The organism is Luethyella okanaganae (assembly GCF_042660285.1).
Taxonomy (GTDB): Bacteria; Actinomycetota; Actinomycetes; order Actinomycetales; family Microbacteriaceae; genus Luethyella; species Luethyella okanaganae.
This window is the reverse complement of the sequence record NZ_JBHSTP010000001.1, coordinates 100,800-119,813: the sequence shown is the minus strand read 5'-3', so window position 1 is coordinate 119,813 and position 19,014 is coordinate 100,800. Positions and strand designations below refer to the sequence as shown.

Here is a 19,014-nt window from a genome sequence, read left to right as displayed (position 1 = left end):
GCATAGCCTCGAATCGATTCGATCAGTGCGGGTTACAGCTTAGCCGCTCCCGACGCATTTCGCCCCACTCGCACGGCTCCCTCTTGCGCAACGCGGCACCCTCCTCCCCACCTGCCCGCTCCCACCACCACCTGACCGTCACACCCTCCCCCTCCAGCCGCACCACCATCTGCTTGCGCCATCCCGGCTGGCGCAGAACGCAAAAGATGGCGCGTACCGGGAGGCGAGGGCAAGGCAGGAGCGTGAGGGCGAAGCGGAAGCGGAGCACGGAGTAGTACCCGGGTACTACACCAATCCCCCGGCCGGTGGAGGGTCACGCGGGCAACATCACCACAATCGCCGATGTGCCGAAACACCGCGGAACCTAGCGTGGACGGTGGGCGCCACTGCCCAGGATCCCCCGACGTGCCCCGACGAGAGGCAGCCCCGCCCATGACATTCCTGACCAAAGTGAGCCTTGCGAACCGTGTGATCGTCGGACTGGTGACCATTGTGATCGTCGGCTTCGGCCTGTTCGCGACGACCTCGCTCAAGCAGGAGCTCCTCCCCTCGGTGCAGCAGCCGGGCGCGACCGTCCTCGCCACGTTCCCCGGCGCCTCCCCCTCCTCGATCGAGCGCGAGGTCACCGAGCCTATCGAGCAGGCCGTGCGCAGTGTGAAGGGGGTCACCCGGGTCACCTCGAATTCGACGAACGGCAGCTCGAGCATTCAGGTGCAGTGGAACTTCGGCCTCGACTCAGAGAAGATCGTCACCGATATCCGCGGGGCCGTCGACGGCGTGAAGAGCACCCTTCCGACCGCCACCACGAGCGAGGTGTACGCGGGGAGCAGCGACGATATCCCCGTGATGGCACTCGCTGTGGCCTCGGAGAACGAGTCGGCGGACTTCGCCAGGCAGGTCGATTCGACGGTGCTCCCCGCGCTGCGTGCGATCGAGGGGGTACGGCAGGTTCGGCTCAGCGGCCAGAACGAGACCCAGCTGGTCATCACGATGCGGCTAGCCGACCTCGCCGCCAAGAAGGTCTCCGCCGAGGAGATCGGCGCCGCCATCCAGGCGAGCGGAGTCGTCGTCGCCGCTGGCACGAGTGTGAGCGACGGGCTCGCCCTCGCGATCGAGATCGGCAGCCCCATCGCCACGCTCGACGATGTCAAGGCCTTGCCCATTCAGCACCAGGACGGCCCATTCCCCCTGTCGGCCGTCGCCGACGTCGAACTGGCTCCGGCCGCCATGACCTCCATCGCGCGAGCTGACGGCCTGCCGTCCCTCAGCCTGTCGGTGCTCAAGAACCCGGACGCCAACGCCGTCAAGGTCGCGCACGCCATCCGAGCCGCCCTGCCGGGTCTCGAAGGCCAGCTCGGCGGCAACGCGGCGTTCACGATCATCTTCGACCAGTCGCCGATGGTGGAACAGTCGATCCACGACCTCTCCGTCGAAGGCGGCCTGGGACTGCTCTTCGCCGTGCTCGTGATCCTCGTCTTCCTGCTCTCGCTCCGCTCGACGATCATCACAGCCGTCTCGATCCCGTTGTCGTTGCTCATCGCCATGATCGGTCTGTGGATCGGCGACTACTCACTCAACATCTTCACCCTCGCGGCGCTCACCGTCGCGGTCGGCCGAGTCGTCGACGACTCGATCGTGGTGATCGAAAACCTCAAACGACGGCACACCGGTGTGCCCATGACGACCGCGTCGGCGCTTGCCGCCGTGCGCGAGGTCGCGGGAGCTGTGACAGCCTCGACCATCACTACCGTAGCCGTCTTCCTGCCGGTCGCCTTCGTCGGCGGGGTCACCGGCGAGTTGTTCCGCCCTTTCGCCGTGACCGTCACGATCGCGCTCCTGGCCTCGCTGATCGTCTCGCTCACGATTGTGCCGGTGCTCGCCTTCTGGTTCATGGGCGGACTCTCGAAGCGGGCCTCCGACACGGACACAGGCACGATGGCAAGCGCCGACTCCCCCACGTCGGCCATTGCCGCCAGCCCGGTCACGGCTAGTTCAGGCGTCGCCGCGACCGCGCAGGATACCGAACGCGCCGAGGCATACACCCGGCTACAGCGCGGCTATCTGCCGGTGCTCACCGCTACGCTGCGGCATCCGATCATCGCACTGCTCGTCGTCACCGCGATCTTCGCGGGCACCATCATCGCCGGCAGCTTCCTCAAAGTGGACTACCTGGGCGACCCCGGCGCGAAGAACACCCTGCAGATCTCGCAGGAGCTCCCGAGCGGCACGAGCCTCGATGCGACGAGTAAGGCCGCCGCCCAGGTCGAGGAGGTTCTGGCCGAGACCTCCGGGGTCGCCTCCTACCTCACGACGATCGGCGACAGCACGTCGTCGAGCAACGCGTCGATCACCGTCACTCTCGAGAAGAGCGCAGAAAGAGACGAGGTCGAGGCGGCGATCACCAGGCGGGTCGACGCCTTGGACGGCGCCGGCACGGTCACGATCGGCGAGAAGGACACGGGATTCTCGGCCGGCGGCATCGAGGTCGCCGTTCGAGGCGAGGATGCTGCGGCCATCGTCACAGCCGCCGCCGCGGTGCAGAACATGCTTGCGGACCTCCCCGGGCTCGGCGCCGTCACGAGCGATCTCGCCGACGAACAGGCCATCCTCAAGGTGAACGTCGACCGAGCCGCCGCAGCACGCCACGGCTTCACCCAGGCGCAGGTCGGCACCGCGATCTCCAACGCGATACGAGGAACCCCTCTGGGATCGATCGTTCTCGAGGGCAGCTCGCGCGACATCATCATGCGCGCGCAACGAGCGGGAGCCACCCCCACCGAGATCGCCGCCCTCCCCCTCCCCGTGAGCGCACTCCAGCAGGCGGCGGCGCAGAAGTCGGCCTCGAATCAACTCGCGGCCGACCAGGAGGCGGCGGCCCAGCGCGCCGAGAACGCGGCGCGTTCACAGTCGGCTGCGCAGGAGTCCGAGCTCCGCGATGCGCGCGCTGCGGCCGCGACCCAGTTGCAGCAGCTGACCGACCAGCTCGCCGCGCTCTCGGCTGCACCGCTCGAGGTTCCGCAGGCCGTGCCACCGACCCCGGAGGAACAGGCCCAGGTGCGCGCCGCTCAGCAGCGCGCAGAGCAGCTCATGGCACTCGACGGAGCCGTGGCGCAGGCGCGGTCCTCGCTCTCCGCGCTGGACGAGCAGCTCTCTGCGATGGCTAAGTCCAAGGCGGATGCGGCGTCCCAGCAGGCCGAGACGGATGCCTTCAAGAAGGCCCAGGAGAATCTCGCGAACGTCACCGCGACGCCCATCCGGGTGCAGGATGTCGCGCGGGTCGCGAACGAGCTCGCCCCGGCGACGATCACCCGCGTCGACGGCATTCGCACCGTCACCGTCTCGGCCACTCCCGAGGGCGAGGACCTCGGCGCGACCTCCCTCGCGATCCGCGACGGTCTCGCCGCTCTGGAGCTGCCGAACGGAGTCACCGCCGAGCTGGGCGGCGTCGCGCAGGCGCAGGAGGAGTCGTTCGGCCAGTTGGGCGTGGCGATGATCGTCGCCATCACCCTGGTCTACATCGTCATGGTGGCGACCTTCCGCAGCCTCATGCAGCCGCTCATCCTCCTCGTCTCGGTGCCGTTCGCGGCAACGGGCGCCGTCGCCGGGCTCCTCGTGACCGGAACGCCTCTCGGCACCCCCGCGATGATCGGACTTCTCATGCTCATCGGCATCGTGGTCACGAATGCCATCGTGCTCATCGACCTCGTCAACTCCTACCGGCAGCGCGGCGACAGCGTGCACGACGCCATCATCCACGGGGCCAGGCTCCGCCTGAGACCCATCATCATGACGGCCTGCGCGACCGTGTTCGCACTGCTTCCGATGTCGATCGGGCTCACCGGTGGCGGCGTCTTCATCTCGCAATCGCTCGCGATCGTCGTGATCGGCGGGCTCGTCTCGTCGACGCTGCTCACGCTGCTGCTCGTGCCGGTGCTTTACACCCTGCTCGAGCGACGCAAGGAACGGCGTGAGGAGCGCCGATCGGCCACTGCTGCAGAGGAATCCGGCGAACAGAACGAGCAGGCCGAGACCATCGTGCTCCTTTCCGAAGGACAGTAAGACCGACGATAGAGGGGAGCGGGGCAACAGCATCGTCGCTGTGCTCCCCAGGCAAGACGTTCGCCAGCCGGTCCTGGCAGCATGGGCTGAGGGGAGAGGGGAACGACGATTGCGATCACGGGCAGGGCGAGAGGGGCCTGAAGCCCCAACCGCGACCGTCGACGAAGGGCCGTCGATGAGCACGACTACTTCTATTCATCGTCCTCTCCACATTCGCTCTCCCGCCTCTCCACGATCCGGACGAGACGCATCGCTTCCGAGACCGAGCAAAATGCCGGCCCGCCCATGAGCCGTCCCGAACGGCCTGCGAGCAGGTATTCGACAGCTCCGTCGTCGCCGTACACGACGGAGGCACGGCCTGAGAGCACGAGGTACGCCGACTCGTCGCCGGAGTACAGGAACGTGCCCGGCAACCACTCCTCGATGACCGCTCTACGACCGTCGGAGAGTACGATGCTCTGCGCCGAGATCAGAGACTCGCCATCGCCTCCGCACTCTGATGTTCGCGCATACAGAATGAGCTCACGCAGCGAACGGCGATCACGCGGACTTAGCGTCAGAGTGGGTGTGGACATGGGATGCCTGCCTCAGCGCGCCGTGTTCGCGGTCTCGTCGCGGATACGACTCGTCGCACGAACGACAATCTCCTCGGGCATCCCGTCGATGGGGATCGTCATGCCGTGCTCGTCAACGTCGAGCGGCTCAAGAAGGTCGAACTGGCTGTCGAGAAGCGCGGACGGCATGAAATGCCCCGACCTCGTCGCCAGACGAGCCGCGATCAGCTCCCGGCTTCCCGAGAGGTGGATGAAGAACACCCTGGGCTCCTCCCAGAGAATGATCCGCCTGTAGATGCGCCGCAGACTCGAACACGCCACGACGAGCCCGCTGTGCTCATGAGCACGAAGCGTCCGACCGATGTCAGACAACCATGGGCGTCGGTCGGCATCGTCGAGCGGGACGCCGGCGGACATCTTCGCAAGGTTCTCCGGCGAGTGAAGGCTGTCCCCATCGATGAAAGGCGTGCCGAGGAGGCCGGCGACCAGTTCGCCGACAGTGCTCTTACCGCTCCCGGAGACGCCCATGACCACGACGAGCGGGCCCTGGCTGCGGCCGGGTTCTTGCTGTGCGGAATCCATCTCAGAACGCCAGGACGACTTTGCCCGACTGCGAGGCGTCGGCTGCGACCACGAGCGCCTCGAGGGCATCGGCGAGTGGGAACTCGTGGGTGATCACAGAATCCACCGTCAGCGAACCGTCTGCGAGCGCCCGGATGACATCGTCGATCTCTCGATGGAATCGGAACGAGCCGATGAGTTCGAGCTCCCGTGTGATTGCGAGCGAGATCGGCACCGGCTGATCGCCGGACGGAAGCAGCCCGACCATGACGACCCGTCCTCCGCGCGTCGTTCCCGCGATCGCCGAGGCGAGCCCGCGGTGGTTCCCCGACGATTCGATGGCGATGTCGGCGTCTACGGCGGCGATCGCGTCGACGTCGCCCGCTTTCAGCACGACGTCGGCTCCGAGGGCATGCGCGATCTCGAGTGGTTTGTCGAAGACATCGACAGCCACGATCTCACCGGCTCCGGCGCGTTTGAGCACGGCGACGGCCAGTGCCCCAATCGGACCGCTGCCGACGACGAGAACCCGCTTGCCCCCGATCGCGCCCGCCCGCGAGACGGCGTGCCATGCGACACTGGTCGGCTCGATGAGCACGGAGGTGCGCAACGGAAGGTTCGTCGGTAGAACGTGCAGCATCGCGGTCGGAAACGCCACCCGGGCGGCGAATGCTCCCGCAGTATGCGGCAGATGTGCCGCCGAGCCGAGATACGTCACGGTCGGCGACAGGTTCGGACGCTCGGACGGAAACCGAACCGCTGTCGCGCTGCTCCGAGCGGGGTGTACCGTGACGGGCGTGCCGACGACGGGGCCGGAGCCGTCGGCGGCGGCGCATTCGACGATACCGACGATCTCGTGGCCAAGAACCATCGGCTCGCGCAAGACGGACTCGCCCGCGGCGCCATGCTTCCAGTAGTGGAGGTCGGATCCGCAGATTCCGCCGTAGGAGATGCGGATGACCGCTTCATCCGCTGCCAACGGGTTCAGAGGGACGTCTTCGATGCGGACGTCTCCGGCGGCATGGGCGACGAGCGCCAGGTTCTCTACGCGTTCGGTGGTCATCGTTCTGCTCCTCGGCACTCTCAGACGACGACGCTCATGCCGCCGTCGATGAAGACGACCTGACCGTTGACGTAGTTCGACGCGTCAGAGGCCAGCCAGATCGCCGGCCCGACAAGATCCTCGACGCGGCCCCACCGCGCCGCGGGGGTTCGGCCGAGGATCCAGGAGTTGAACGTCTCGTCGTCGACGAGAGGCTGAGTCATCTCGGTGTGGATGTATCCGGGAGCGATTCCGTTGATCTGCAGGCCACTGGCTGCCCATTCCGCCGTCATCGCCCTGGTGAGGTTTCGCAAGCCGCCCTTCGCGGCCGTGTATGGCGCGATCGTCGGGCGGGCGAGGTCGGTTTGCACGGAGCATACGTTCACGATCTTGCCCCGTCCTCGCTGAATCATGCGGCGTGCTACAGCGCGCCCGACGATGAACGCGCTCGTGAGATCGACGAGGATCACCCGTTCCCAGTCCTCCAGCGCGAGATCGAGCATGGGAACCCTGTGCTGGATACCGGCGTTGTTGACGAGGATGGAAAGCGGGCCGATGTCCGCTTCGATCCCGGCGACGGCAGTCTCGACAGCGGCTTCGTCGGTGATGTCGAAGGCGACACCGTGCACCCGGTCGTCGCCGTAGCGGGCGCGCAATGCCGCCACCGCCGAATCGAGACGCGATTCGTCGATGCCGTTCAGAACGAGGTTCGCGCCGGCGGACGCCAGGCCTTCCGCGAGGGCGAGACCGATTCCCCGGCTGGATCCGGTGATGAGTGCCGTACGGCCGGTGAGGGTGAAGAGAGTGTCTTTCATTGAAGCCTCCTGCTCAGTAGAACTCGACGGTGTCGACGCGGTTTCGGAGCTCTCGGCCGTCGAGGAGGCGAGTGGCGTTCTCGGCGAAGAGCTCGGCAATACGTCGATCCTCGGCCGCGTTGAGGGCCGCGGTGTGCGGGCTGACGAGCACGTTCTCGAGCTCCCAGAGAAGGCTGTCGGCGGCGAGCGGCTCGACCGCGAAGACGTCGAGCGCAGCGAATCCCACCCGACCGTCCACGAGCGCCGCGATCAGAGCCTCCTCGTCGATGACCGTGCCTCTTCCGACGTTCACGATGGTGACCCCGTGCTTGACCCTGGAGAGAAAGTCCTCGCCGATCAGGCACTCGGTCGCCTCCGTTCCGGGAAGCGTGGTCACGATGGCATCGGCACCGGCGATCTCGTCCACCATCCGGTCAGGGTGCACCACGCGTGTCACGCCCGAAACCGGGCGGCCTGAGCGGCTCACGCCGATGACGGTGGCTCCGAGGGAGGACAACCTGACGGCGACTTCGCCGCCGATTCCACCGAGGCCGAGCAGCAGAATGGTCTGCTCGCTGATCTGGCCCATGGTCCACCTCCCCGTCCAGGCGTGCGCCCTCTGCTGCGCCAGCAGCCGCGGCAGAGTCTTGGCCCCGGCGAGGACGCCGAAGACGGCGAACTCGGCCAACGGTCCCCCGTGCACCCCCGCTGAGGTCGTGAAGACGACGCGTTCGAGTTGCTCGGCCGACAACGACGCGGCACGCACTTGCGCTCCGCCCCCGGCGGCCATCGTGTGCACCCAGCGCAACGCCAGGTTGGCCTGTACCGTTCGGGACAGCGCTCGGGGATCGACATCGGGGATTCCGTAGAGCGCGTCGGCCGAGTCGACCAGCTGGTCGAACCGGGCCTGCTGCGCGGGTGTGCGAGCGAACGATGGGTCTCCGGAGAAGTCGGCCGGATGGCGCATCGGAGGCAGAAGCTCGTGTTCGAGGACGAGATCGATACGAGACTCGAGGCGCGTGATCCGTTCGCCGTCCGCATCGGAGAGCGGCGTCGCCGCGACGACACGGAGCCTGTTGCCCGCCACGATCATGCCCTCGCCGCGCGCAATGCGACTACTTCGGCGTCCTTCGCGACCTCCAACTCGACGATGCTGCGAACGGCAGCCAGCACAGACTCAGCGCGCGACTGCGGGATGACGATGACCCCGTCTGCGTCGGCGGCGACGATATCGCCCGGATTGACGACGACTCCCCCGATCGCGACAGGGACGCCGATGCGCCCTGGCCCGTTCTTGAACGGACCGGCCGGCGTGAGTCCTCGCGCGAACACCGGGAATCGCAGTTGTTCGATGATGTCTCGATCCCTCACGTATCCGTCGACGACGACACCGGACGCTCCGTAGAGCTCGAAGCGCTGGGCCAGATTGTCGCCGAGAATCGCGCGACCGTCGAAGCCCGCGGCGTTGATCGCGATCAGATCGCCCGGCCGGATGTGCTCCAGCGCCTCGATCACCGCTCTGTTGTCGCCGGCGACCGTGAGGATGGGCAACGCCGCACCGACCGCCTTGGCACCCGGCCAGACCGGGTGGATGCCGCCGTCGACGATGTCGAGGCGCTCCATAGCGTCGCCGAGGTTGGCGACGGAGTGTCCCCCGAACGCTTCCAGAAGTGCCGCATCCGGGCGCCCCCAACCGGCGTGCACGGTGATATTGTCCAAAGTCATCTGCTTTCCTCCTGTTACTCAGGGATAGAGACCGCGGCTGCGGTGAGCGTCGAAGACGCGCTCCACAGCGATGGTCATGGCGGCCTCTCTCAGCGAGACACGGCGACATTCAGCCGTCTCCATCACGAAGTGCCACGCAGCGAGCATGCGTTCGCGGAGTCGCGCCTCGACCGTGTCGAGAGACCATCGATACGTCTGGTTCGCCTGCACCCACTCGAAGTACGACACGATCACACCGCCAGCATTCGCGAGGATGTCCGGCACGACGTACACGCCGGCGTTCGCAAGCACCCGGTCGGCATCCGTCGTGGTGGGGCCGTTCGCACCTTCCACGACGATGCGCGCACGTATCCGGTGCGCGTTACCGACGTGAATCACGCCTTCGACAGCGGCGGGTACGAGCAGGTCGACATCCAGTTCGAGCAACAGCTCGGGTTCAAGAGGCGCGCCGAGCGCGAATCCTACGACGCTGCCGGTGGTGTCGACGTGCCGGTCGAGCGCATCCAGGTCGAGGCCGGCAGGCTCGTATACGGCGCCGTGCTGGTCAGCGACAGCGACCACGACGATGCCTGCCTCGATGAGGAAACGCGCTGCACTGCGTCCCACCTTTCCATACCCGTGCACCGCGCTCGTGGCACCGTCTCGGTGCACGCCCCGATGTTCGAGGGCGGCGAGCGCAACGTGGGCAACGCCGCGTGACGTCGCAGTGGCACGGCCCAGCGATCCGCCGAGACTGACGGGTTTGCCCGTCACGACTCCAGAGACGGTGTACCCGTGGTTGACCGAGTACGTGTCCATCATCCAGGCCATCGTGCGTTCGTCGGTTCCGATGTCGGGGGCGGGGATATCCCGTTCCGGTCCGATCACGGGCAGTATCTCGCTCGTGTAGCGGCGCGTGACGCGTTCGAGTTCGGCGAGGGAGTGCGTTGCGGGGTCGACGTTGACGCCGCCCTTCGCTCCTCCGTACGGCAGGTCCATCAGCGCGCACTTCCAGGTCATCCACATTGCAAGGGCGCGGACTTCGTCCAGCCGGACTCCGGGGCTGAATCGCAGGCCTCCTTTGGCCGGGCCCCGAGAGAAGTTGTGCTGCACCCGATATCCACGCAGAACCTCGATGGTTCCGTCGTCTCTCCGCAAGGGGATGCCGACAGTGACTTCTCGGCGCGGGGTGGCGAGAAGCTCATACGCTCCGTCGTCATAGCCGAGGGCTCGCGTGGCTCCCCGAAGCTGCGTGAGGGCGTCTTCTAGCGGGCTCGCCGCGATGGGATCCCCCGTAGCTGCGGTGTCGAGCATCAGCACCTCTATGATCTCTTCAAGAACAAAATGCGACTAGATTCGCGTTTCTTTTTGCTAGTTTGCCTGATCGAAGCCCCAGAAGCAACAAGTGGACTCTCCGAAGAAAAACTCTCAGGTTCCTGTATTCTCGCGGAAACAAAGTACCAATAGAGTTCCGAACACAGCACCCCATCGAGGATTCATTCCGAATCCTTGACCATTTTTAAATGCGACTCTAATCTCATATATGAGATATATCGCACGTCTACGCTTGATACTCGATACGTGATAGCGGGTATGCGGAAAGCTCGCGGAGTTGCACTGATTTCGAAGGTGAGAGAAGCAATGACTGCCACGCCCCCGCTCGACACGACCCAGGTCGCGATCGTCACAGCCGATGGAAAGGTCGTCCGTAAAGCGACGATCGCCGGCTCCGTCGGATCGTTCGTCGAATGGTACGACTACGGGATCTACGGTCTGCTGACGACCTATATCGCCATCAACATCATGGGCGGCGCCGAGGCGGGCGCCCTGTTTCTCACGAACGTCGGATTCCTCGTCAGTTTCATCGCCCGGCCGTTCGGCAGCGTGATCTGCGGGTACCTGGGCGACCGCCTCGGGCGTCGCACGCTGCTTGCGTCGCTGTTGATCCTCATCTCAGGGGCCACGGCCTGCATCGGCCTGATCCCCTCCCAGCATGTCATCGGCGTGGCCGCTCCGATCCTGCTCATCGCACTCCGCGTCCTCCAAGGCTTCTCAGCCGGTGGCGAAGTCGCCGGCGCCATGTCGTTTGTGGGGGAATACGCGACCGATGCTCGCCGCAACTACTCGATGAGCTTTATCGCCGTCGGGTCGTTCATCGCGCTCATGTTCGGCAGCGCATTCTCCGCCGCGCTGATCACGACCCTCGGCGATGCCACCATGGAGGCCTGGGGCTGGCGCATTCCGTTCCTGCTCGCTGCCCCGCTGGGATACATCGGCTTCTACATCCGCCGCAAGATGGAGGAGACTCCGCACTTCGAAGCCCTCCGTGAGCGCAAGTCGGTCGAGCGCAACCCTCTCCGCGCCGTCTTCACCTCCAAGAAGCACCTCCAGGCGATCGCGCTCACGATCTTCCTTCCCGCTCTCAACGGCCCCGGCTACTACCTGCTCTTCGCCTACATGCCGACATACCTCAAGACCTCGCTCGGCGAGGGCCACAACTTTCCCATGCTGCAGGCGCTCACGGTCACAGCCTTTAGCCTCATCGCAATCGTCATCGCCATACCTCTGATGGCGAACCTCTCGGACCGAATCGGCCGCAAACCGGTTCTCGTCATCGCCTCGGTCGCCGTCGCCGTGGCCGCCTATCCGTGTTTCGCCCTCATCACAACCGGACAATTCGGTCTCGCCGTGATCGCGACGATCGTCATGGCCGTCGCATTCTCCGGTCATGCGGCCGTCGTACACACCGTGCTCACAGAGATGTTCCCAACGACCGTGCGCTACAGCGCCTACAGCATAGGGTTCAGCCTCAGCACCATCATCTTCGGCGGCAGTGCGCCGCTCGTGATGACGGAGCTCATCCGGGCGACGGGAAACAGCATGGTGCCAGCGTTCACCGCGATCCTCACCGCATTCATCACGCTCGGCGCCGTCTTCTTCCTCAGGGAGACGAAGGGACTCCCCCTCCGTTCCGAGTAGTCGAGGCCTTCCTTTCCTCCAACGGGCGCAGAATCATAGAACGAGAGAAACAGGAGCTCATCATGAGAGTCAACTCCGTCGCCGTCGTAGCCGACCTCGGCGAAAGCTATGGGAACTACACCATCGGCGATGACGATGCCCTGCTCGGCCTCGTCACCTCGTCGAACATCGCCTGCGGGTTCCACGCCGGCGACCCCCGAGTCATCGATCGGACCGTCGCCGAATGCGTCGCACGTGGCATAGAGCTCGGTGCCCATCCCGGGTACCCCGACCTCGTCGGATTCGGCCGCCGGCTCATCGAGGCGTCCGAGGAGGAGATCCGCACGGACGTCCTCTATCAGATAGGCGCCCTCGACGCGTTCGCGCGCGTGCATGGCGGGAGGATCAGCCACGTCGCCCCGCACGGCCGTATGGGCAGCATCGCCCAGACCGACGCGAAGCACGCACGCGCCATCACGGACGCCGTCTTCGCGTACGACAGCTCCTATATCGTGATCTGTCAGCAGGGACTCCTTGCCGAGGAGTCTCGCAAGCGCGGACTCGAGGTCGGCTATGTTTTCCTTGCCGACCGCGGCTACGGCGACGACGGATGGCCCGTGCCCCGGTCGCACCCCGATGGTCTCATCTACGACCCCGCGGCGATCGGAGATCGCGTCACCCAAGTGGTCCGAGAGGGAACCGTGACGACAGTCGACGGCAACACCGTCCCACTCGGCCACGATGCCGACATCGTGCTCCTCCATGGCGACCATCCGAACGTCCTCGAGAACGGCACCGTTCTCCGCGCCTCGCTCGCGGCCGAGGGCATCCGTGCCACCGGGCTCCGTGAGGTCCTCTCCGAGAAGGCCGCGCTCGCGGCCCGATGAGCCGTGTCGGCCTACACGCTCTCTCTCGCCAACTACGGCGACAGCGCCGTCATGCTCACGGTCGCCCACCCCGACGAGGCCATCCGGCGCCGAACGATCCGAGAATTCCGGACGCTCCTTCTCGAGGACCTTCCACCGGGTGTCGACGACGTGGTCTCCGGATTGGAGTCGCTGCTCGTCGAGTTCGACCCGCTGCTGACCTCGCAGGAACAGCTGGCATACGCGCTGTCGGCGCGCTCTCTCCACTCGCACGAAGGGGCGACGCCAGCCGGGCCGGTGCGCGAACTGCTGGTTCCGCTCGTCGTCGACCCTGACACGGCACCGGACCTCGACGCCGTCGCGGCCGAACTCGGGCTGACGGCGGAGGCGGTGATCGACCGAGTGGTCAGGTCGCACCTCACCGTCAGCCTGCTGGCCGCCGCGATGGCGCCGATGATGGACGGGCTGAACGTGCCGCGGCCGGTGCGGCGACAGTCCACACCACGGACCGACGTCCCGGCCGGATCGCTCATGATCGCCGGACGCAACGCCATCATCCAGCCGTTCCCGGGCCCGACAGGATGGCGGGTGATCGGTCGGACCCCCCTGACGATCGTCGATATCACCCGCCAGTCGCCCATCTCCTTCTCCCCCGGTGACCGCATGCGGTTCACGGTCGTCTCCGCCCAGGTGGCTGCGGGTCTGGCCGGCCGCTTCCTCGAGAAGGACACGCGATGACGTTCGACGTCCGTCTCCATGTCAGCGAGGTCGGCTGGCGCACGACACTCCAGGACCTGGGACGGCGCGGCTCCGAACGTCTCGGAGTGCCCCGAGGCGGTAGCGCCGACCAGGGGGCGGCGCGAATCGCCAACATCCTCGTCGGCAATCCGCAGTCACGCCCGGTGATCGAGAGCCTGGGCGGGGCATTCGCCTTCGTCCCGTCGCACGACGTGCTCGCCGCCGCGACCGGTTCCGTCGGACGCCTGACCATCGGTGGTTGCGCGGTCGACGCCGGTCAGCCCCTGGCTGTACCGGCCGGCATCGAGATACGCATCGAGTGCTCGGACGCCGCGGCACGCACTTACGTCGCCGTCAACGGCGAACTCGACGCCGCCCGGTTCCTCGGCAGTGTCGCACCGGACTCCCGGATGGGATTCGGCCAGACCGTCGCCGCTGACGCCGAGTTGCACCTCGCAACAGGAGTCACGCGAATCGACCAGCCGTTTCTCGGTCGCGTCCTGTTCCATCTCCCGGTTCCCGAGCGCCACCTCCCCGACGGCCCGTGGACGATCGACATCGTCGCCTGCGCCGAGACGGACCGGATCCCGGGCATCCGCGAGCTCCTGAGCACCTCCGGCTATCACGTCACCGAGCGGTCCGATCACGTCGGCATCAGACTCGACGGTCCTGTGCTGCACCCTCCGGACGACTCAGAGATCGTGTCACACGGCGTTCCCATCGGCGCGATCGAGATCCCTCACTCTGACGAGCTCATCGTGCTCGGTCGGTATCGCACCCTGACGGCCGGCTACCCGATCGTGGGTTTCGCCACCCGTCTGGCGCAAGATCTCATCGGCCAGGCACGATCGGGTCGTGAACTTCGATTCGCGTGGACGGATCACCACGCCGCGCGGACGCTGTCCACGCGATTCGAAGCCGAGCTCGCGGTCCTCGAAGCCGCCGCGGCGAACGCCTTCGCCGCGCTCGACCTCCCGATCGGCGCATCGGACGCCCTTGCCCTCTCATCCAAAAAATGAGAAGCTGATCGTACTTTATATTAAATTCTCATATGAGATCTGGTCGCCACCGGGCGACAGGAGAGGAAGCCATGTCGACGTTGACGGGACGCATCGCCATCGTGACAGGCGCGGGCTCGGGAATGGGCAGCGAATCCGCACGTCTGCTCGCGGAGACCGGGGCGACCGTCGTCGTCGTGGGACGCCGAGAGAAGCCACTGCAAGAGGTGGTCGATGCAATCCGATTCGCGGGCGGCACCGCCCATCTTTGTGTGGCGGACATCGCCGCGCCCGGCGCAGCGCACGAGTTGATCCACTGGGTTCACGACAATGTCGGGCTCGTCGACATCCTCGTCAACAACGCAGGCAGCTCCTCCGCCGTCCTCAACCCGCAGTGGATGCCGGAGGAACAATGGCGACAGGTGGTCGACGTGAACCTCACCGCCGTCTTCGCTCTCACGCAAGCCGTACTCCCTGACATGCTGAATCGTCAGACTGGCACTATCGTCACGGTCTCCTCGCTCGCTGCGCTGACGCCCAACCTTCTCGGCGGTGCCGCGTACGGGGCGGCGAAAGCCGCCGTCCGCAACTTCATGACCTTCCTCCATGCCACCTACCGCAACGAGGGCTTGCGCGCGATCACGATCCTGCCGGGAGAAGCGGACACGCCGATCCTCGACAACCGCGCCAGACCGCCCGCGCCCGCCGAGCGGGCCAATATGGTCCAGCCGATCGACGTGGCCCGCGCGATCCAGCTGGCGGTCTCGCTGCCACAGCGCACCGTTCTCCAAGAGATCGTCGTCGCACCCACCCGGCAACGCGACACCAGCGGCGACCTCGAGATCAGCAGATGGCTAGGCGCTCCGAACGAGGTCGCTCCCACGAATCGCAGCACCCGGACAACCGCCACCGTCGAGGAGGGCAACGCCAAATGAGCACGTCGATCATCCCCACGAGAGCCCTCGCCTTCAGACCGTCGGAATCCGTCGAACGGATCATCGCGACATCCCGCCGCGTTCAGCAACCCCATTCGTCCGGGAACCTCGTGTCGTTGGCGATGGGCGAGCCGGATTTCGACACACCTCACCGCATCGTCGAAGCCGCCGTCGAAGCCGCCGGACGCGGTCGCACCCACTATTCGCAGCTCCTCGGCGAGAGCTCACTGCGGGCGCGCCTGGCCGAAGATGTCGGCGCGCTCAGCGGAGCCGTCGTCGACCCGGCCGACATCCTCATCACACACGGCGGCACCGGCGGACTGGCCGCTGCGATTCTCGGCATTGTCGGCCCGGGCGACAAGGTCGTCATCCCAGATCCCACCTACTCGCTCTACGCGGATTTGGTGAGCATGGCCGGCGGCACCGCCGTCCACGTCCCATTGCGCAACGACCTGCACTGGGATCTCGATGCACTCGCCGCCGCATTGCCTGGAGCGCGCCTGTTCGTCTTCTGCAACCCGGGCAACCCGACGGGGATCGTGCACACCCGCGACGAGTTGGAAGCCCTCAGCCGCCTGCTCGACGGCACCGACACCCTGGTCATCTCCGACGAGGCGTACGCGTCGCTCGACTTCACGGGGGCGTCGTTCGCCTCGGCGCTCACGATCGGCGGCTTGGTCGATCGCACCGTCTACTGTCAGACGTTCTCCAAGAGCTATGCGATGACCGGTTGGCGCGTCGGCTATCTCTGGGGACCGAGCGCGGTCATCTCCGCTGCAGCCCGCATCCACAACACGTTCAACGGCTCGGTCAATACCTTCGTGCAGGACGCGGCTCTCGTCGCCCTCGAGCAGTGCGCCGACGATGTCGCCCGGATGAAGGAGGCCTATGCCCGGCGACGGGAGCTCATGCGCGAGGCGCTTCAGACGGTTCCGGGACTCGAACTCAGCGAGCCGGAAGGCGCGTTCTACTTCTTCCCGAGGTACGATCTCGATCTTCCGTCGGTTGAACTGGTGGCGAGGCTCCGCGAACACGGGGTGGCCGTCAGACCCGGCGCCGAGTTCGGCCCGAGCGGCGAGAACAGGCTCCGCCTGTCGTACGCCGCATCCGATGAAGCCATCCGCACCGGCGTCGCTCGCCTCGCAGAAGCGATGACCGCACTACGATCGAGGTAGAAGCAAGGAGGACCGATGCGCAGCGACACCGAGAGGAATCGCCGCCGACTGATCAAGGCTGCCGCCCACCTCGTCGCCCGTCGCGGCTCCGCTGTCCGCATGATCGATGTGGCCGAGCGTGCCGAGGTCTCGACCGCGACCGCATACCGGCACTTCGGGTCGGTCGACGAGATCCTCGCGCAGTTCCGTTACGACGTCGGCCTCCGCCTTCTGGAGTTCAGCCAGAAGAGCGAATCCAGCGGGCTCGATCTGCTCAAGGGCGTGTGCGAGTACTGGGTCAAGCTCGTCGTCAAACACGGCGGAGCCATGGTGCACACCCGTTCAGACGAGGGCTACCTGGCACGTCTGCGCGCCGGAGCCGCCTACCTGACGGTGCAGGCCGACGCTCTCCTCCCGGCGATCTCACAGGCTTCCGAAGAGATGGGCATCGACGACCCCGGCGATGAGGCCCTCTTCCTCTGGAACATCCTTTTCGATCCCCGCGAGATCTTCGACCTGCTCCGCACCGTCGGCCTCACCGAACAGCAGGCGGCACAACGGCTGTTCTCCGCCTTCTGCGGCGCGCTCCGAGAGTGGGCGGCGGACTCGACGGCGGCAACGCAGGTCGCGGCGACCGCCTGATTCGACGACGGGACGGGGCACCCGTCACGAAGCGTGCAAGCCCGGCGGCGACCTCCAGCGACACCCATCGGCCGACCCTGGTCAGATCGGTAAGCCATCGCGATGGCGTGCAGACGGCGGCGAGCCGGGCCGCAACACCCGATAGAAGCAGGCGTTGCGACCCGGGTCTCGCGGGTTCCGAGCTACCGGGACGGGTTGCAGGCGACCGCGAAGACGACGCCTTCGGGACCGACGAGGTGGTACTCGTGTTCCCTCGGCAGATGCATCGCGTCTCCCGGGCGGAACTCATGGACGGTGCCGTCAGGTAGGGTCTGCCTCGAGCCACCCTCGAGGCAGTAGAGAACCGACTCGTGCTCCCCATCCTTCTTCGATGCCGCCGCGGCGGTGAGCCGTTCGAAATACGGCTCGCGGTCGGCGAACTCCATGGTCGCGCTGACGCCCTTTTGCGTCTCGATCACCGCCGCTCCGCGTCGGTTCGACGCGCAGAGCAGCGGCCGGCTCGATCACGTGGCGCAGCGCCCCACCTGCCCGGCCGGCTCAGCCCTCGCGCCTGAGCGCCGACGGCGGCACCACGATCCGCTGCGGCGTGCGGATCCAGCGCGCACCGCTCGCACGGTACTCGGCGCGCGTCGCGAAACGGTAGTGATAGCTCCGGGCGCGTACCCACGACGGTCGTCCGCCGTCGAAGGGGTCGACGAGCAAGAGCCTCAGCGTCGCCGCATCCGCTTGGAGCAGTCGCACGAGGAACATCGCGAACCAGGGCTCCCCGATGCGGCCGAGCGGCAGGAACCACATGAGCCAGTCGAGGCGCAGATGGTACGGAGCCCACTGCCGGGGCAGGCGGCGCGGATCGCCGGGTTTGCCCTTGAACTCGTACTCGCGCCATTCGGCGTCTTCACCCGGCTTCTTGTCGAGCGTGCCCTCCACGACGATCTCGATGCGACGCTTCGTCACGGTGCCGAACGCGCCGTACGCGTTCACGAGCATCCAGCGATTGAAGCTCGCATTCATGAGCTGCCGGCGCGAGAACAGGTTGCGGATCGGTTGGACGCTCAACACGACCAGGAGCGCCGAGACGGCGAGCACCACCACGAGCCACCCGATGGGGATCGTCGTGGCATCCGTGCCGAGATCGGCCGGAATCGCGGGAATGACCGCGTGCCAGACGGGATCGCTGATCGCGGCGGCGGCGAGCACGACGGTGATCCAGTTGAGCCACGCAAAGTTGCCCGTCGCGATGAGCCATAGCTGGGTGAGGATGACGATCGCCGCCGCCGCGCTCCCCACCGGGCCGGGCACGAAGAGGAGGAACGGCACGACGAGCTGCGCGATATGGTTGCCGAGCACTTCGCAGCGATGGAACCACCCGGGCAACAGGTGCGCCTGACGACTGAACGGGCCGGGCATCGGCTGTGTCTCGTGGTGATAGCTGAGCGCGGTGAGGTCGCGCCATTCGCGCCCGCCGCGAATCTTGATCATGCCCGCGCCGAACTCGAGTCTGAACACGAGCCACCACACGAGCACGACGATCGCGATGGGCGGCGGCTCGCCGTTCGAGCCGAGGAAGGCGACGGTGAAGAGCGCCTCGCAGAGGAGCATCTCCCAACCGAAGCCGTAGAACGTCTGGCCGACGTTCACGATCGAGAGGTACAGGATCCAGAGGGCGAGGAACACGAGCATCGGCACCCACGGCGGGCCCGACTGCGGCAGGCCGAGCACGACGGATGCGCCGAGTGCCAGTCCGGTGATCGCGACCATCACGAGCCGACGATCGGTGTACCCCCAGCGAAAGACGGACGGTCCGCGGAGCCGACTCGCCCGTTCGAGCAACTCGGGCACAGGCAGCAGCCCGCGTTCGCCGAGAAGAGCCCGAAACTGGTTCAGCGTCGACAAGAACGCAACGCAGGCGAGCGCGGCCACGCCGCGCTGCAGCACCTGGCGGGCGATCTCATAATCGTGCGCCTCGAACCATCCAAGCGACCCCACACCAGAACGCTACGCCTCCATCG

General features: G+C 66.4%; 17 protein-coding genes. 8 read left to right on the top strand and 9 right to left on the bottom strand.

The annotated features are described in order from the left end of the window. Positions 1-432: 432 nt before the first annotated feature. Positions 433-4,059 (top strand): efflux RND transporter permease subunit, encoded by a 3,627-nt coding sequence (locus ACFQB0_RS00560; RefSeq protein WP_386726233.1) that lies wholly within the window; start codon positions 433-435, stop codon positions 4,057-4,059. Between the two features lie 191 nt (positions 4,060-4,250). Here ACFQB0_RS00560 and ACFQB0_RS00555 read toward each other — a convergent pair whose 3' ends face one another. Genes ACFQB0_RS00555 through ACFQB0_RS00525 form a run of 7 tightly spaced genes read right to left on the bottom strand, consistent with a single transcriptional unit; the run spans position 4,251 to position 10,028 of the window. Then, on the bottom strand, positions 4,251-4,634 hold the full coding sequence (locus ACFQB0_RS00555) for a hypothetical protein (RefSeq protein WP_386726231.1): 384 nt from the start codon (positions 4,632-4,634) through the stop codon (positions 4,251-4,253). Positions 4,635-4,646: 12 nt separating this feature from the next. Next, positions 4,647-5,195: a gluconokinase gene (locus ACFQB0_RS00550; protein ID WP_386726228.1), complete on the bottom strand. Its 549-nt coding sequence runs from the start codon at positions 5,193-5,195 to the stop codon at positions 4,647-4,649. A gap of 1 nt (position 5,196) precedes the next feature. After that, entirely contained in the window at positions 5,197-6,237 is a 1,041-nt protein-coding gene (locus ACFQB0_RS00545; RefSeq protein ID WP_386726225.1) for an L-idonate 5-dehydrogenase, read from the bottom strand. Between the two features lie 20 nt (positions 6,238-6,257). Then, positions 6,258-7,031 carry an SDR family oxidoreductase gene (locus ACFQB0_RS00540; protein WP_386726222.1) on the bottom strand — a complete coding sequence of 258 codons (774 nt, stop codon included), beginning with the start codon at positions 7,029-7,031 and terminating at the stop codon, positions 6,258-6,260. A gap of 13 nt (positions 7,032-7,044) precedes the next feature. Further along, complete coding sequence (locus ACFQB0_RS00535; RefSeq protein ID WP_386726219.1) at positions 7,045-8,103, bottom strand: D-2-hydroxyacid dehydrogenase; 1,059 nt, start codon at positions 8,101-8,103, stop codon at positions 7,045-7,047. Beyond that, positions 8,100-8,735: an RraA family protein gene (locus ACFQB0_RS00530; RefSeq protein WP_386726217.1), complete on the bottom strand. Its 636-nt coding sequence runs from the start codon at positions 8,733-8,735 to the stop codon at positions 8,100-8,102. The genes ACFQB0_RS00535 and ACFQB0_RS00530 overlap by 4 nt, the downstream gene beginning before the upstream one ends. 18 nt (positions 8,736-8,753) lie before the next feature. After that, positions 8,754-10,028: a Glu/Leu/Phe/Val family dehydrogenase gene (locus ACFQB0_RS00525; RefSeq protein WP_386726214.1), complete on the bottom strand. Its 1,275-nt coding sequence runs from the start codon at positions 10,026-10,028 to the stop codon at positions 8,754-8,756. A 327-nt stretch (positions 10,029-10,355) separates the two neighbouring features. Between ACFQB0_RS00525 and ACFQB0_RS00520 the strand changes: the two genes are divergently transcribed. The 7 genes from ACFQB0_RS00520 to ACFQB0_RS00490 all read left to right on the top strand — a co-directional run bounded on the left by ACFQB0_RS00520 (position 10,356) and on the right by ACFQB0_RS00490 (position 17,005). Continuing rightward, positions 10,356-11,693, top strand: coding sequence for an MFS transporter (locus tag ACFQB0_RS00520; RefSeq protein ID WP_386726213.1), 1,338 nt, complete (start codon positions 10,356-10,358; stop codon positions 11,691-11,693). 62 nt (positions 11,694-11,755) lie between these two features. Beyond that, positions 11,756-12,559 carry a LamB/YcsF family protein gene (locus tag ACFQB0_RS00515; RefSeq protein ID WP_386726211.1) on the top strand — a complete coding sequence of 268 codons (804 nt, stop codon included), beginning with the start codon at positions 11,756-11,758 and terminating at the stop codon, positions 12,557-12,559. Between the two features lie 3 nt (positions 12,560-12,562). After that, positions 12,563-13,276, top strand: coding sequence for a 5-oxoprolinase subunit B family protein (locus ACFQB0_RS00510; protein ID WP_386726208.1), 714 nt, complete (start codon positions 12,563-12,565; stop codon positions 13,274-13,276). Continuing rightward, the gene (locus ACFQB0_RS00505) at positions 13,273-14,295 is read left to right on the top strand and encodes a 5-oxoprolinase subunit C family protein (protein ID WP_386726206.1); all 1,023 of its coding nucleotides are present in this window, start codon (positions 13,273-13,275) and stop codon (positions 14,293-14,295) included. Before ACFQB0_RS00510 ends, ACFQB0_RS00505 begins: the two co-directional genes overlap by 4 nt. A 71-nt stretch (positions 14,296-14,366) precedes the next feature. Further along, complete coding sequence (locus tag ACFQB0_RS00500; protein WP_386726203.1) at positions 14,367-15,209, top strand: SDR family oxidoreductase; 843 nt, start codon at positions 14,367-14,369, stop codon at positions 15,207-15,209. Then, entirely contained in the window at positions 15,206-16,384 is a 1,179-nt protein-coding gene (locus tag ACFQB0_RS00495) for a pyridoxal phosphate-dependent aminotransferase (RefSeq protein WP_386726202.1), read from the top strand. The genes ACFQB0_RS00500 and ACFQB0_RS00495 overlap by 4 nt, the downstream gene beginning before the upstream one ends. Before the next feature lie 15 nt (positions 16,385-16,399). Further along, on the top strand, positions 16,400-17,005 hold the full coding sequence (locus tag ACFQB0_RS00490) for a TetR/AcrR family transcriptional regulator (RefSeq protein ID WP_386726199.1): 606 nt from the start codon (positions 16,400-16,402) through the stop codon (positions 17,003-17,005). Positions 17,006-17,187: 182 nt separating this feature from the next. On the opposite strand, the gene ACFQB0_RS00485 is transcribed toward ACFQB0_RS00490, so the two are convergent. Both ACFQB0_RS00485 and ACFQB0_RS00480 read right to left on the bottom strand, forming a co-directional pair. Continuing rightward, complete coding sequence (locus ACFQB0_RS00485; protein ID WP_386726197.1) at positions 17,188-17,463, bottom strand: hypothetical protein; 276 nt, start codon at positions 17,461-17,463, stop codon at positions 17,188-17,190. Between the two features lie 79 nt (positions 17,464-17,542). Further along, complete coding sequence (locus ACFQB0_RS00480) at positions 17,543-18,991, bottom strand: lipase maturation factor family protein (RefSeq protein WP_386726194.1); 1,449 nt, start codon at positions 18,989-18,991, stop codon at positions 17,543-17,545. Between the last annotated feature and the right edge of the window lie 23 nt (positions 18,992-19,014).